The organism is Janthinobacterium sp. SUN176, from assembly GCF_030587335.1.
Taxonomy (GTDB): domain Bacteria; phylum Pseudomonadota; class Gammaproteobacteria; order Burkholderiales; family Burkholderiaceae_D; genus Janthinobacterium; species Janthinobacterium kumbetense.
In genome coordinates this window covers 388,830-403,270 of the sequence record NZ_JAPWIA010000002.1, presented here as the reverse complement: position 1 = coordinate 403,270, position 14,441 = coordinate 388,830, and the positions used below count along the sequence as shown (strand labels likewise).

The following is a 14,441-nucleotide window of genomic DNA, read 5'->3' as shown; positions in this document are numbered from 1 at the left end:
CCATCACTTCTGCGGCTGCTGCGGTTGTTGCTGATATTGCTGCAGCAGCGACTGCGGCGGCGTGGCCGCGTTGGCCGGCGCGCCTGGCGGCGGCGTCGGTGCCGGCGGCACGGGGCGCGTCACCATGCTGCCGCCCACCGGCTGGCCATCCTGCAGGGCCGGCAGCACGGGCGTGCCCAGGTCTTTCAGCATCAGATTGCCCGACGCCGGCACGGCGGCCGTCTCGGCCGAGCGCATGTAGTCGTAGCGGTCGGCCGCCAGGCTGCCGCTCTGCTCCTTGTTGCGCACGATGACGGGGCGCAGGAAGATCATCAGATTGGTTTTCTTGCGCTCGCGCGTCTGGTACTTGAACAGGTTGCCGATCAGGGGAATGTCGCCCAGGCCGCGCACTTTTTCCGCGTTGTCGCCCGTGCTGTCCTCGATCAAGCCGCCCAGGACGATGATCTGGCCATCGTCGGCCAGCACATTGTTTTCGATCACGCGGTTGTTGATGGTGATGCCGCTGACGGCCGTCGAGGTGGATTTGTCCACGCTCGACGTCTCGTGATAGATGCCCAGCTTGATCGTGCCGCCTTCGGAAATCTGCGGACGCACCTTCAGGGTCAGGCCCACTTCCTTGCGGTCGATGGTCTGGAACGGGTTCGTGTTGGTGCCGGCCGTGCTGGTGTACTGGCCCGTCAGGATAGGCACGTTCTGGCCCACCTTGATGGTGGCCAGCTCGTTGTCCAGGGTGATCAGGTTCGGCGTCGACAGGATGTTCGCGTTGCCGTCCGATTCCAGCGCATGCGCCACGGCGCCCAGGCCCAGCGCGCCGTTGATCTGCTTGAAGATACCGAGCGTCAGGCCCCCCGTCGGCAGCACCTTGCCGCCGCCCAGCGCCAGCTTGGCGATATTGTTGTCCGTGCCGCCGGCGAACGACTGCAGCGCGCCCACGCGGTAGCTGCTGCTGCTGTCGCCGGAAAGCCCCAGCCACTGCACGCCGAACTCGGAGGCCTTGGCCGACGTCACTTCGACGATCAGCGCCTCGATGTAGACCTGGGCGCGGCGCACGTCGAGCTGGTCGATCACGGCGCGCAGGTTGCGATAGACGGCCTCGTTGCACGTCAGGATCAGGGTATTGGTGGAGGCGTCGGCCTGGATGAAGCCTGCCGCGCCGCCCGAGGACAGCTGCTGCGGCCCGTTGCTCAGCGAAGCGCCGCCCGTGGTGCCGCTTTGCGTATTGCCGCCCAGGCCAGTGGTGTTCATGCCGCCGCCCTGGTTGTTCTGGTTATTCGTATTCAGGCTGTTGTTGCCCGGCTGCTGCGCCGAAGCGGCCGTGCCGTCCGACGTCACCACCGAGCGCAGGGTCTGCGCCAGCTTGGTGGCGTCCGCATTTTTGAGGTACACCACGTGCACGTTGCCCAGCTGCGTGGTCGGCTGGTCCAGCTTGGAAATGAGCGACTTGGCCAGGTTGGCGCGCGCCGCCGATGGCGCGCGCAGCACCAGCGAATTGGTGCGCGGATCGGCCAGCACGGATACCTTGCCCGCGTCGGCCCCTGCGGCGCCGCCCGCATTGCCGCCTTCCATCAGTTTATTCACCATCGAGGCCAGGTCGGAAGCGATGGCATAGCGCACGGGGATCACGTCCAGGTCCGTCGAGGCGGGCACGTCGAGCGCGGCGATGATCTTCGCCAGGCGCTTGAGGTTATCCGCGTAATCGGTGATCACCAGCGAGTTGTTGCCCGGATTGGCATTGATCGTGTTGTTCGGCGAAATCAGGGGGCGCAGCACGGCCAGCAGGTTGGCCGACGATTCGTAGTTCAGGTAAAACACCTGGGTGGCGATCTGGTCACCCTTCACCTGGCTGCTGCCGTTGCCCACCTGGGTCGGCACGGATTGCAGCTTGGCGTCCGCTTCCGGCACCACTTTCGCGTAGCCGTCGCCGGAGACCACCGCATAGCCCTGCAGGCGCAGGGCCGAGGCCAGCAGCGCGAAGGCTTGCGTCTTGCTGATGGATTTTTCCGACACCAGCGTGATCGTGCCCTTGACGCGCGGGTCGATGACGAAATTGATGTTGGTGTAATGGCCCACGGCCTTGATCACGGACTCGATGTCGGCGCCGACGAAATTGAGCGCCGCTTCATCGCCGGGCGCGGCCCAGACGGGAGCCGGCATGCCGGCCACGGAACAGCACAGCAAGGCGGCGGCCGACAGACGGCGCAGCGAAAAGGAGAAGGTATGGGGGCTCACGGATGGTTTTTTCATTGTCTGAACTCTAAGGCGATGATGTTTTTTTCGCTATTGCTACGGCGCTGTCCCAGCAAATTCAACAAACTCGCCAAGGTCTCTTCATATCCTGCTGCGGCCTGGGCCTGGCCGGAAAACTGCATGCGCCCCTGTTGCAGGCTCCCGCTGCCGTCGAGCAGCAGCGGTCCTTTGATGGAGCGCAAGGTCAACGTCGCCTGCTGCCCCTGCCAATCGAAATCGAGCTCGTAACTGCCCAACGGACGCAAGGACGACAGGCGCGAAGCCATGTCCGTCATCTGCAGGGTCGTGCGGCCGACGGCGGAAAACTGCTGTTTTTCCAGCGCCAGCTGCAAAGTGCTCCACGACAAGCGCATGCTGCCCGTCGGCGCCACGGTATTCAAGGGCGCGCCCAGGCCGCCCAGGCCGTCGGCCGGCAGCAGCAGGGCCGCCGGGCTGACTTGCCAGTGCGACCACGAGCCGCGCAAATTGACGGCCTGCGACAGCGCCTGCGCATTCTGCAATTCCACGTCCACCGATCCCCACAGCACCGAGGGCGAAATGCGCCAGCTGAAGCGCCCCGGCAGCAGCGGCGTCACGGCGCCATTCGCGCTGGCCGCCCCGCCGACAAAGGCCGAGCCGCGCCACAGGGTACCTTGCGCATCGCCCAAGGTCAAACGTCCGCCCGTCTGCTTTTCCACGAGACTGGCGACCCAGCCGGCCGGGAAAAACACCAGCAGGGTGACGCAGACGCTGACGATGATGGCCAGCAGCCAGCCTAGCAGGCGCATCATCGCGCCGCGCCCGGGCTCTGGTGCAGGGTCAGGCTGGCGTCGACCAGCCCCGCCTTGCCCTGCGCCGTGATCTTCGCTTCCTGCACCGCCACGCGGCCTTCGCGGCGCAAGCCGTCCAGCCACAGCATGACGCTGGCGAACGGCACGCCGTTCAGCTGCACGCGCGCGTACTCTCCCGTCAGCGACAGCGATTGCGGCGCCAGGCCGCGCGCCTTCAGCGACGCGTCGAGACTGTCACGGCTCATGCTTGCCACCTGCACGGGCGCCTGGCGCGCCAGCTCGCCCGCTTCGCGCGCCAGCGCCTGCAACTGGGCCGCGTTCTGGCGCAGCTCGGGCAAGCTCTTCTGCAAGGCGATGCGGCCCGTCCAGGCCGGCTCGAAGAATACGGCGTAGACGAGGGCCAGCCCCGCCACCACGCCGCCGATGCTCAGGAGCTTGCGCTCCTGCGGCGTGCGCTCGGCCCAGAAGGCCTGCACGGCCTGCTGCTGCCCCGCCCACGCGGCGCGCGCCTTGTTGACTGCTGCACTCATGTTTTTGCTCCCGTGGCCGGCGTGATCTTCCACACGCCCGGCGCCGTTTCATTCAAGGCCAGCTTGCGCGCGGCCAGGCCGTCGCGCACCTGCGCCTGGGCGCTGGCGTCGACCATGTCCGGTTTCAGTTTGACGATCAGGCTGCGCTCGCGGTATTCCAGCGAGGCCACCACGCCGCGCCCGGCCAGGCCGCCCAGCGCCTCGCCCAGCGCCGCGCTCATGCTGGTGAAGTCATCCATGCTCGCTTGCCCGCCCTGCAGACGGGCGGCGGCGATATTGCGCCGCATCTGCTCCGCTTCCAGGCCATACACGGGCGCTTCGTTCGGATACGCGGCCTTGAAGGTTTGCTGCATCGAGGTGCGCACGGTGGCGGCCTCGCGCTTCAAGCGCATCCATTCGATATTCATGCCGGCCAGGTTGACGATCACGGCCAGCAGCGCCAGGCGCAGCGGCCAGCGCCAGCGGCGCCATTCGGTGGCCGAGCCCGTCGCCGTGCCCAGGGAAGCGGCCAGGTCCAGTCCCGCGCCTTTGGCGCCGGCGATCCAGTGCGCCCAGTGGTCCGGTTCCACCGTCACGCCGTCCATGCCGGCGGCCAATTGTTGATATTGCGCAAGCTCGGCCTGCGCCACGTAGACCGTCAGAGGCACGTCGCCGGCAAACGCGCGCGTCGTCAGCAAGGCCTGTTGCGGCTGGGCCGGCAACACCAGGCCCAGGCCCTCTTGCGGCGCCTGGCGCAAGGCCAGTTCCAGGCCATCGCCGCTGGCTTGCAGGGCAGCCGTCACGCTGCCGGGCTGCAAAGGCAGGCACAGCTGCGACGGCAGCAGCGCCACCTTGCGCGCGCCCTGTGCCAGCAAGGCTTTCACGAGTACCTCGGCCCAGGCGCGCTGCGCCACGGCCACCGTGCGCATGCCGGCGGCATCGGGCGCGCCGGCGGCCAGCAGGCAATCCTGGGTGTCGCCGAGGATGTGTTCCTCCACCAGGCCCGGCAAGGCCGCGCGCAGGCGGGCGCCGGCCAGCGGCGGCGTTTTCAGGCGCAGCAGGGTCACGTCGGCCGCCGCCAGCAGCAGCACCACCTGCTTCGCGCCGGCGATCAGCTGGCCCAGGCTGCCCAGCGGCACGCTGCCCTGCTGCAACAGGGCGCCGCCGTCGCCGGCCAGCACGAAGGAGCAGGCCGGCGCGCTGTCGGTGGAGGCCTTGGCCGGGTGACGGATATACAATATTGTCAAAGTGACTCGCTTTCAGCTGTTAATTTTCCCGCAACCAGACCAGGCTGGTGGTGCGCTGCGGATCCGTTTTTCGATTGATGAGCGCCACGGCATCGAGCGCGGCACGGTCCAGCCGCACGCGGATGACGGTAAGGAAATAGCGGCTCTTCACATCGAGTTCCACGCCTTCAATCAGTTCAGCATTAATATTATTCTGGAAATTTAACTTATCGACAAACTTTTTGCGCGGATTGCTCAAAGTCAGGGCACTGGCCTCGGACAGCGACATCATCGTTACGGCCGCCAGCACCTCGGCCGGGGCCGTGTTCACGTTGACCCCCGTGATTTCGGGCAAGATGATGACGACATCGCGCAGCTGCTCGATCATTTGCGGCGTATAGCCGGGCACGGCCAGCAAATCCTCGACCTGGGTGAACGCCACCGGCTCGCTGCTGCCACCCGTGGCGGGCGTGGCAGCGGGCGTCTTGCCGTCGGTGCCGCTGGCGGTACGCGGCTTCGGCCGCGCGCGCAGCACGGCATCGGCCGTCGCTTGCGCCAGGCCGCTGTCGAGCTTCATGTTGGACAACAGACGCTGGTAGGCCAGCACCTGTTTCGGATTGATGCTGCCCGTGGCGTCGACCAGGTTGGTGATATTGAAACGCGCCTGCGCATCGAGCGCGCGGCCCGAGACGGTGGCGTCGAATTTTTCCGTGTCGACCTTTTCGCGGTCCACATAATCGTCGAGCCGCGCTTCCTCGATGGGCGTGGCCCACACGCCGTCGGCCGCCGTCAGCATGGGATTGTCCTGGCGCAACCAGAAGCGGGCGAAGTCGACCATGCCGCGCATGGCCCACTGCGTCTGCAGGCGCAAGCGCTGGTTTTCCATCGAGCGCACCTGCACCTGCTGCTGCCAGAACAGGCTGGCGACGACGGTGATGGCCAGCGCCGTCAGCAGCAAGGCCGTGATGACGGCCACGCCGCGCTGGCGCGAGGGGAACTTGAAGCGCGTCATCCCGGCCCCAATAAAAAGACTTTGGACAGGCCCGCGTCCTGGCCCGGCATTTGCAAGGTCACTTCCAGGCCCGGCACCTGGGTGGAGATGGTGGCGCCCGCCGTCAGCACGTTCCAGGCGCCATTGCTCCAGCCGCGCATGACCATGCTGTCAACGCCCTGCATCAGGGCCACGTCGGCGCTGGAGGTATCGGTATCGTCGCGCGCCGCCTGCCACAGGGTGTCGAGCACGGCCAGGTCGCGCGTGCCGTTCGACTCGCGCCGCGTCAGCACGCCGCCGCGCAGCCGGTAAGTGACCACTTGCAACTGTTGCGGCTCCTGCTCCGAGGCGGCCAGGCGCACCAGGGTCAGGCGGTCATTTTCCGCCGACAGGTTGATGCGGCCGTTCAGCAGGCTGTTGTTCAGCCCGGCGCCGGCCAGGTGGTCGCAATCGCTCTGCATCTGGGCAAACGCCAGCTGCATGCCGCGCGCCTGCTCCAGCTGGCTGGTCAGCACTTCGCGCGAGCGCATGATGCTGTCCAGGCCGCGCCAGCCCAGCACGGCGACCATGGCCAGGATGCCGATGGCCACGAGCAGCTCGATCAGGGTGAAACCCGCGGCAGGGACAGGGCGGCGCAGCATCAGTCGTTAAAGGAAAGCAAGACCAGGCGCACGATGCGCCGGGCCGGGTACTGTGCGTCATACACGTTGACGCGCACTTGGCGGATGCGGGGATTCGGCGTGGCCACCACTTCCTCCTCGCAAATGAGTTTTAAATCGCCCTGCGGGCAGTCGACCGTGCGCTTGCCCGTCTGCGGAAAGGTTTTTGCCAGGCGCAGCCGCACCAGATGGTTTTCCGCCGACCAGGTGGCCATCATGGCGCTGCGCAAGCCGTCGCTGTTCTGCGTCAGGCTGCCGACGGCGCGCAAGGACGCGCCCAGGGCCGTGCCGACGATGACGAGGGCGACCAGGACTTCCAGCAAAGTGAAGCCGCGCTGGCGGCCATGACGTGGGAGCCGCATCATTGTTCGACCGTGAAGTGGCCGATGCCGTCGGCGCGGATGGCCACGCTGCGCTCGCCGCTGGCCAGGGTCAGCACGAAAGGCTTGTCGACCGGTTCGCGGCCGAAGATGATGCGCAGCGGCTGGGCCACGCTGTTCGAGGGCTGCACGCTGAGCAGCATGGGCGTGTTGGCAAACGCGCGCTCGCGCAGCAAATCGTCCTGCGTCACGGGTTGCCACAGCTTTTCATTGAGGACCAGGAAACGGTATTGATTTTCGTCAGCCTCGAACGCCACCTGCCGGCTGCGCACGATGGCTTCATCGCGCGCCAGCTGCAGCAGCAGCGCGATGCGTTCGGCTTCCTTTTGCAAGGCTTGCTGGCCATTCGGCATGGCGTTCAGCGACACCAGGCCCAGGGTCACGCCGATGATGACCATCACCACCAGCAATTCGATCAGCGTGAAGCCGCTGGCGCGTGGCCGGGGCGGTGCGCGACCGGTGGTCATGGCTGGCATGCAATGGAAAACTTACAGTTCCCAGGAACCGATATCGGCATCGTCGCCGCTACCGCCAGGCTGGCCGTCGGCGCCCAGCGAAATGATGTCGACTTCGCCTTTCACGCCCGGCGACAGGAACTGGTACGGATTGCCCCATGGGTCCTTCGGCATTTTTTCCAGGTAACCGCCCGCTTTCCAGCCATTCGCGGCCGGTCCCGTGGTCGGTTTCTCGATCAGCGCCTGCAAGCCCTGTTCCGTGGTCGGGTAGCGCTGGTTATCCAGGCGATACAGTTTCAAGGCTTGCATCACGGTAGCGATATCGACTTTCGCCGCCGCCACTTTCGACTCGCCCGTGCGGGCGATCAGCTTGGGCACCACCAGCGACGCGAGGATACCCATGATCACCACCACGACCATGATTTCGATCAAAGTGAAACCGCGCGCGCGGCGCTGGCGTATCGGATGGTTTGCTGCGTTTTGCATAAGAAAGAGAGAAGAAGGTGAGTAATGAGTGCAGAGTATAAAGCGGAAATATGACAAAGCCTGTCATATAGGGAAAAATTTGTGCGGGGGCTGTCAGGCCGGCAAGACCACTTCGCCGCAAACGGCGCAGCCGGGGTCGCGCGCGACGCGCATGCTGCTCCATTCCATGTGCAAGCCGTCGAGCAGCAGCAGCCGTCCGGCCAAGGACTCTCCCACGCCCATGATCAGCTTCAAGGCCTCGGCCGCCTGCATGGCGCCCACCACGCCCACCAGCGGCGCGAACACGCCCATGGTCGAGCACGCCTCGTCCGTGAACTGCTGTTCCTGCGGAAACAGGCAGGAATAGCACGGTTGCGTGCCCGTGCGCGGGTCGAACACGCTCACTTGCCCGTCGAAACGGATCACGGCGCCCGACACCAGCGGCACCCTGGCCGCCACGCAGGCGCGGTTGACGGCGTGGCGCGTGGCGAAGTTGTCGGTGCAGTCGAGCACCACCGTGGCGGAGCAGACCAGTTCGGCCAGGCGCGCGCCGTCGAGGCGCTCCTGCAAGGCGACGATATCGATCTCGGGATTGATCCCGGTCAAGGTTTGGCGCGCCGACAGCACTTTCGGCTGCCCCACGCGCTGCGTGGTGTGGGCGATCTGGCGCTGCAGATTGGTCAGGTCGACCGTGTCGTCATCGACCAGGGTCAGCTTGCCGACGCCGCTGGCGGCCAAATACATGGCCGCGGGCGAGCCGAGTCCGCCCGCGCCGATCACCAGCACATGCGCGTCGAGCAAGGCTTGCTGGCCTTCGATGCCGATCTGGTCCAGCAGGATGTGGCGCGAATAGCGCAGCAGCTGATTGTCGTTCATGGCGGCGACTACGGTTTTTGCACAGGAATCTTCTTGTCGTCCGCCTTGATGTCGGAAGCGATTTCCGGCTTGGCGCCGATCTTCTCCACCTTCGCATCGACCTTGGCCAGCTGCACCGGCAAGCCCTGGAAGTGGTTCAAGGCTTGTTGCAGCTGGAAATCGTCCTTGGCGCCGTATTCGAGCGGCTTGCGCTTTTTCGCCGTGGCGATCAGGCGCTGCTCTTCTTCCAGCTGATCCTGCATGCCTTCCATCGTCGGCTTGGCCGCTTCCGGCTTGCCATCGTTGCTGCTCAAGTGTTTTTCCAGGTCCGCCTCGCGGATGCGCAGGCTGTTCCAGCCATCGCCTTCGGCCGTTTCATCGACCAGCAAGTCGGGCACGATGCCGCGCGCCTGGATGGCCCGGCCTTTCGGCGTGTAGTAGCGGGCCGTCGTCAGCTTGACGGCCGTGTCGGCCGTGATCTGGCGCAAGGTTTGCACGGAACCCTTGCCAAACGTCTGCGTGCCGATGACGGTGGCGCGCTGGTAATCCTGCAGGGCGCCGGCGACGATTTCCGAGGCGGACGCGGAACCGGCATTGACCAGCACCACCAGCGGCACGGTTTTCAGCGCGGCCGGCAGCTTAGCCAGCGGGTCGGCCTTGACGCCCGGTGCGGCATAGAATTCGCGGCGGCCATAAAACACCTGTTTCGACTCAGGCAACTGGCCCTTGGTGGAAACGATCACGGAGTTGCCCGGAAGAAACGCTGTCGCCACGCCGATGGCGCCCGGCACGACGCCACCAGGATCGTTGCGCAAGTCCAGCACCAGGCCCTTGAGCTTGGGGTCTTGCGCATACAGCGCATTGATCTTTTTGACCATGTCATCGACGGTCGGTTCCTGGAACTGGGCGATGCGCAGCCAGGCATAGCCGGGCGCGACCATCTTGGCCTTCACGCTTTGCACGCGGATTTCCTCGCGCACGATGGGGAAGACCAGCGGCTTGCTTTCGCCCTTGCGCGACATCGTCAGCACCAGCTTGGTGCCCGGCTGGCCGCGCATCTTCTTGATGACCTCTTCCAGCTGCAAGCCTTTCAGCGGGATATTGTCGAGGCGGGTGATCAGGTCGCCCGCCAGGATGCCGGCCTTGGCGGCAGGGCTGTCCTCGATGGGCGAGACGACTTTCACGTAGCCGTCTTCCATGCTCACTTCGATGCCGATGCCGACAAACTTGCCTTGCACGCTTTCGCGCATTTCCTTGAAGGCATTTTTATCCAGATACACGGAGTGCGGGTCCAAGGACGAGACCATGCCGGAAATGGCTTCCGTCAAGAGTTTCTTGTCTTCCACCTTCTCGACGTAATCGGACTTGATCAAGCCGAAGACGTCGGACAGCTGGCGCAGCTCGTCGAGCGGCAGCGGGGCATTCGTGATTTTTTGCGCCACGGCCGGGAACTGCAGCGACATGCCGATGCCGGCCAGGACGCCCAGACCGATCAGGCCGATACTTTTGACTTTGATACCCATGTATTCTTCGCAATCTACAAATTCGCTGCCGCAGCAATGGTGGGAACTGAATTAAAACTTCACCCAGGTGGCGGGGTCGAAGGCGCGGCCCTGATGACGCAATTCAAAGTATAGCCCTGATTCCTCGTTGCCGCCGCTGTTGCCCGCGCTGGCAATGGCGTCGCCGCCCTTGACGGCATCGCCCACGCGTTTCAGCAGCGACTGGTTATTGCCATAAATACTCATGTACTGGCCGCCGTGGTCGACGATGATCAGATTGCCGAAACCGCGCAGCCAGTCGGAAAACACGACCCTGCCGCCGGCGATGGCGTGGATCTCGCTGCCTTCGCCCGTGCGGATGAACACGCCCTTCCAGCTGGGGCCGTCACCGCGCTTGCTGCCGAAGCGGGCGGCGATCTTGCCCGCCACGGGGGCGCGCAGCTGTCCTTTCATGCTGGCAAAGGCGCCGGCTGGCGCGGCCGGGCCCAGGCTCGGGCGGTCCGGCTCCGGTTCCGGCTTGGGTTCCGGTTTCGGCGTCACCTTGGCCACTTGCGGCGGCTCGTCGTCGTCGATCGGTTCCAGTTTCACGGGCGGCGGTGGCGGCGTTTGCGGCTTGATCTTGCCCGATTTGTTTTGTTGTTCTTTCGCAAGACGTTCGCGTTCGGCCTGCGCCTGGGCGGCCTTGGCGCGCGCGGCCAGCAGGCGTTCGCGTTTTTCCGCAGCGATCTTGGCGTCGGCGGCCGCTTTGGCGGCGGCGCGTTGCTCGGCCAGCAATTGCTGGCGTTTCTTTTCGGCCGCGGCAGCGGCGGCTTGCTCTTCGATCAGTTTTGCCAGCTTGTCGACCAGGTTACCCATGCGCTGTTCGTCGCGCTCGACATTGCCCACTTCCTTGCGCTGCGCCACCAGGCGCTGCGACAAGCTCGTCAGCAAGGCGGCGCGGCGCGCCTTCTCCTGCACCAGCAAGGCCTTCTGGTCGCGCTCTTCCTGCGCGATTTCTTCCAGCTCGTCCTTGGCGTTCTGCACCTCCGCCTGGTTTTTCTCCACGGCAAGCAAGTTGGCGCGCAAAGCTTCCAGCAGGCGCGCCTGCGCCTGCGACACATACGCCATCAGTTGCAAGTCGCGGTTGATGCGGTTCGGGTTATCGCCCGACAAGAGCAGCTTGATGCGGTCTTCGTTGCCGGCAACATATTGTTCACGCAGCAACTTTGACAGCTGCGTCTTCTGTTTCTCGACGGTGGCCGTCAATTGCTGGTGCTCTTGCCCCAGCGCATTGAGTTTCACGCCCGTCTCGCTTTGCTCCTGCGCCAGGTCGCGCAGGGCGCGGTTGGCGTTGGAAATGGCCTCTTCCGACTCGGCCAGGGTATCGGCCGCGTCATCCTTGGCGCTTTCCGTGCGGCTGATGTCGCGCTTGAGCGCCGTCAGCTTTTGTTGCAATCCAGCACGTTGTGCTTCCGCGGCCGCCTTCTGCTTGCTGCGTTCGGTGGGCTTGGCGCCCTGCGCGGCACCGCTGGAAAGCAGCAGCGCCAGGCACAGCATGGCGCCGGCGCGCCACGCCGGCAGGGGTCGTTCAGCAGAGGGGGCGATGGCTGTGCCGCGGAAGAAAGACGACAAGTTACTTGGCCTTCCCTTGGTTCGCCACGGCAGCTTGCGCTGCCGCGATCGCTGCCGGGTCGCCCAGGTAGTAATGACGGATCGGTTTCAAGTCGGCGTCCAGTTCATACACGAGCGGCTGGCCGTTCGGGATGTTCAGGCCGACGATGTCGCTGTCGCTGATGCCGTCGAGCATCTTGATCAGCGCGCGCAGGCTGTTGCCGTGGGCCGAAATGATGATTTTCTTGCCGGCGCGGATGGCCGGGGCGATTTCCTCGTCCCAGGCCGGCATCACGCGCGCCACGGTGTCTTTCAGGCATTCGGTCAGCGGAATCGATGCTTGCGGCAAGCCGGCGTAGCGCGGATCGTTGAACGAGGCGCGGTCATCGTTCGCTTCCAGCGGCGGCGGCGGGGTGTCGTAGCTGCGGCGCCATACCAATACTTGCTCGTCGCCATACTTGGCGGCTGTCTCGCCCTTGTCCAGGCCTTGCAGGGCGCCGTAGTGGCGCTCGTTCAAGCGCCAGTCGTTCTTGATCGGCAAATACATCATGTCCATCTCGTCGAGCGCCAGCCACAGGGTGCGGATGGCGCGCTTCAGGACGGAAGTGTAGGCCACGTCGAACGTAAAACCTTCCTGCTTGAGGATCTGGCCGGCGGCCTTGGCTTCGTTGACGCCCTTTTCCGTCAGATCGACGTCGGTCCAGCCGGTGAAGCGGTTATCGAGGTTCCAGGTGGACTCGCCGTGACGCATGAAAACGATTTTGTACATAGTTCTATCTTCTCAAGGGGTTCAAATCAAAAAAGCAAAACGTAAAAAGACCTCGTCCAGCTTCTATTTTATAATGCGCGGATTGACTTAAACCATTGGACCCTACGTGAAATTCATTATCGACCACATTTTTCTGTTTGCCATCGTCATTATTTCCGGCGGCGCCCTCCTCTGGCCACTGCTGTCGATGCGCGGCAAGCGCGCGACCGTGCTGGAAGTCACGCAACTGATCAACCGTGGCAAGACTGTCATCGTCGACGTGCGCAACGCGGAAGAATTCGCCACGGGCCACTTGCCTGACGCAAAAAATATTCCGCTGCCGGAACTGGCAAAACGCGTGGGCGAGCTGGAAAAATTCAAAACGCGCCCCATTGTAGTGGTTTGCCAGAAAGGTTCGCGTTCGGCAACCGCCGTCGGCCTGCTGGGCAAAGCCGGTTTCGCTGAGGCAACGAGCCTGGAAGGCGGCCTCGACGAATGGAAAAAGCAAGGTTTGCCATTGAAAACCTTGTCGCTGGCGAAATAAGCCGGCCTTAACTGAAGGAATCATCATGACCGTACCAGTAATTGTCTATAGCACCGCCGTGTGCCCGTATTGCGTGCGCGCCGAGCGCCTGTTGGAAGCCAAGGGCGTCGCCGTGCAAAAGATCCGCGTCGACCTCGACCCGGAAGAGCGCATCAAGATGATGGAACGCACGGGCCGCCGCACGGTGCCGCAGATCTATGTGGGTGATACCCACGTGGGCGGATTCGACGATTTGTATGCGCTCGATCAAGCTGGCAAGCTGGACCCCTTGTTAAATGGCACGGCAGCCTGATATAAAGCGGGTTCGAGAAATTGCTTGGTTTTTTGTCGTATTGTTTTGATACAATTGCCCTCGCACCTGATCTGGCCGCGCCTATCCGGCGCGGTTTGAATACCGCAAGCACCATATTTGAACGGTGTGCCGTTCTTGTCCTTTACAACGAAAGCGTTCCATGTCTGACGAAAATCTGCAACCAGTCTTCCAAATCCAACGCGTCTACCTGAAAGACATGTCGCTGGAACAACCAAATTCCCCAGCTATTTTCCTGGAACAAGAAGCACCAGCCATCGAAGTGGCACTGGACGTGGGCGCTGCGCCTCTGGCCGACGGCATCTTCGAAGCCACCGTGACCATCACCGTCACCGCCAAAGTCGGCGAAAAAGTCGCTTTCCTAGTTGAAGGCAAGCAAGCCGGTATCTTCGAAGCACGCAACATTCCTGCTGATCAACTCGATCCACTGCTGGGAATCGGCTGCCCGAACATCATCTACCCTTACCTGCGCGCCAACATCGCCGACGTGATCACCCGTGCCGGCTTCCCGCCAGTGCACCTGGCCGAGATCAACTTCGAAGTGTTCTACCAACAACGTCTGCAAGCTATTGCTGACGCCGCAGCAGCTGCCCCGGCAGCCGACGCGACGACGCACTAAGCTTCAGGCAAGACCCCGCCAGCCGTCAAGGCTGGCCTGACACGGCGGCCTGGCCGCCGTGTTTCGTTAAGGTTCAAAAATATCATGTTGAAAAGTGCGCTCTTGAGCAAGTTCCGCTGGATGGCCGGCGCCGTGCTGCTGCTGGCGACCGCCGCCAGTCACGCCGTCGATTTCAAAACGGTGGGCGCGGCTCCCGTGATCCTGTACGACGCGCCATCCGCCAAGGGCGGCAAGCTGTACGTGGCGCCACGCGGCATGCCGCTGGAAATCGTGCTCAGCTACGGCGAATGGGTCAAGGTACGCGACGCCAGCGGCGAAATGGCCTGGACGGAAGCCAAGGGCCTGTCCGCCAAGCGCAACGTCGTGGCGCGCGCCGCGAACCTCAAGGTTCGCGCCAGCCCCGACGACACCGCCTCCCCCATCATCCTCGTCGACAAGGGCGTGCTGCTGGAAATGAGCGAGCAGCCGAGCTCCAACTGGGTCAAGGTCCGCCACAAGGATGGCCAGAGCGGCTACGTCAAGACCAGCGAAGTGTGGGGCCTGTAAGCACCGCCAGATTCATCCGGGCAGC

17 protein-coding genes are annotated in these 14,441 nt (G+C 64.1%); 4 read left to right on the top strand and 13 right to left on the bottom strand.

What is annotated here, in order from left to right:
* Window positions 1-3: 3 nt before the first annotated feature.
* From gspD to gpmA, 13 genes are all read right to left on the bottom strand, one after another.
* Entirely contained in the window at window positions 4-2,244 is a 2,241-nt protein-coding gene (gene gspD / locus O3299_RS21100; RefSeq protein WP_289918522.1) for a type II secretion system secretin GspD, read from the bottom strand.
* Window positions 2,241-3,017, bottom strand: a complete 777-nt coding sequence (locus O3299_RS21095; RefSeq protein ID WP_305063129.1) for a type II secretion system protein N — start codon at window positions 3,015-3,017, stop codon at window positions 2,241-2,243. The genes gspD and O3299_RS21095 overlap by 4 nt, the downstream gene beginning before the upstream one ends.
* Window positions 3,014-3,547 (bottom strand): type II secretion system protein GspM, encoded by a 534-nt coding sequence (gene gspM, locus O3299_RS21090; RefSeq protein WP_251349449.1) that lies wholly within the window; start codon window positions 3,545-3,547, stop codon window positions 3,014-3,016. Before gspM ends, O3299_RS21095 begins: the two co-directional genes overlap by 4 nt.
* The gene (gspL, locus tag O3299_RS21085) at window positions 3,544-4,773 is read right to left on the bottom strand and encodes a type II secretion system protein GspL (protein ID WP_305063128.1); all 1,230 of its coding nucleotides are present in this window, start codon (window positions 4,771-4,773) and stop codon (window positions 3,544-3,546) included. Before gspL ends, gspM begins: the two co-directional genes overlap by 4 nt.
* Before the next feature lie 19 nt (window positions 4,774-4,792).
* Window positions 4,793-5,764, bottom strand: coding sequence for a type II secretion system minor pseudopilin GspK (gene gspK / locus O3299_RS21080; RefSeq protein ID WP_305063127.1), 972 nt, complete (start codon window positions 5,762-5,764; stop codon window positions 4,793-4,795).
* Window positions 5,761-6,384 (bottom strand): type II secretion system protein J, encoded by a 624-nt coding sequence (locus O3299_RS21075; protein WP_099665805.1) that lies wholly within the window; start codon window positions 6,382-6,384, stop codon window positions 5,761-5,763. The genes gspK and O3299_RS21075 overlap by 4 nt, the downstream gene beginning before the upstream one ends.
* Window positions 6,384-6,767: a type II secretion system minor pseudopilin GspI gene (gspI, locus tag O3299_RS21070; protein ID WP_034783570.1), complete on the bottom strand. Its 384-nt coding sequence runs from the start codon at window positions 6,765-6,767 to the stop codon at window positions 6,384-6,386. The genes O3299_RS21075 and gspI overlap by 1 nt, the downstream gene beginning before the upstream one ends.
* Entirely contained in the window at window positions 6,764-7,258 is a 495-nt protein-coding gene (locus O3299_RS21065; RefSeq protein WP_051959291.1) for a GspH/FimT family pseudopilin, read from the bottom strand. Before O3299_RS21065 ends, gspI begins: the two co-directional genes overlap by 4 nt.
* A gap of 12 nt (window positions 7,259-7,270) precedes the next feature.
* Complete coding sequence (gspG, locus tag O3299_RS21060; protein ID WP_035823835.1) at window positions 7,271-7,723, bottom strand: type II secretion system major pseudopilin GspG; 453 nt, start codon at window positions 7,721-7,723, stop codon at window positions 7,271-7,273.
* 93 nt (window positions 7,724-7,816) lie between these two features.
* On the bottom strand, window positions 7,817-8,578 hold the full coding sequence (locus O3299_RS21055) for a molybdopterin-synthase adenylyltransferase MoeB (protein WP_305063126.1): 762 nt from the start codon (window positions 8,576-8,578) through the stop codon (window positions 7,817-7,819).
* 8 nt (window positions 8,579-8,586) lie between these two features.
* Window positions 8,587-10,080, bottom strand: coding sequence for a S41 family peptidase (locus tag O3299_RS21050; protein WP_305063125.1), 1,494 nt, complete (start codon window positions 10,078-10,080; stop codon window positions 8,587-8,589).
* Between the two features lie 51 nt (window positions 10,081-10,131).
* A complete protein-coding gene (locus O3299_RS21045) occupies window positions 10,132-11,595 on the bottom strand; it encodes a murein hydrolase activator EnvC (protein ID WP_099665807.1) in 1,464 nt (487 codons plus the stop codon).
* Window positions 11,596-11,671: 76 nt separating this feature from the next.
* Window positions 11,672-12,418: a 2,3-diphosphoglycerate-dependent phosphoglycerate mutase gene (gene gpmA, locus O3299_RS21040; protein WP_176381555.1), complete on the bottom strand. Its 747-nt coding sequence runs from the start codon at window positions 12,416-12,418 to the stop codon at window positions 11,672-11,674.
* Window positions 12,419-12,524: 106 nt separating this feature from the next.
* Between gpmA and O3299_RS21035 the strand changes: the two genes are divergently transcribed.
* The 4 genes from O3299_RS21035 to O3299_RS21020 all read left to right on the top strand — a co-directional run bounded on the left by O3299_RS21035 (window position 12,525) and on the right by O3299_RS21020 (window position 14,416).
* The gene (locus O3299_RS21035) at window positions 12,525-12,941 is read left to right on the top strand and encodes a rhodanese-like domain-containing protein (protein ID WP_251349454.1); all 417 of its coding nucleotides are present in this window, start codon (window positions 12,525-12,527) and stop codon (window positions 12,939-12,941) included.
* 25 nt (window positions 12,942-12,966) lie between these two features.
* Complete coding sequence (gene grxC / locus O3299_RS21030; RefSeq protein WP_070220900.1) at window positions 12,967-13,233, top strand: glutaredoxin 3; 267 nt, start codon at window positions 12,967-12,969, stop codon at window positions 13,231-13,233.
* A 160-nt stretch (window positions 13,234-13,393) separates the two neighbouring features.
* The gene (secB, locus tag O3299_RS21025; protein WP_077398684.1) at window positions 13,394-13,870 is read left to right on the top strand and encodes a protein-export chaperone SecB; all 477 of its coding nucleotides are present in this window, start codon (window positions 13,394-13,396) and stop codon (window positions 13,868-13,870) included.
* Between the two features lie 84 nt (window positions 13,871-13,954).
* Window positions 13,955-14,416, top strand: a complete 462-nt coding sequence (locus O3299_RS21020; protein ID WP_099665810.1) for an SH3 domain-containing protein — start codon at window positions 13,955-13,957, stop codon at window positions 14,414-14,416.
* Window positions 14,417-14,441: the final 25 nt, after the last annotated feature.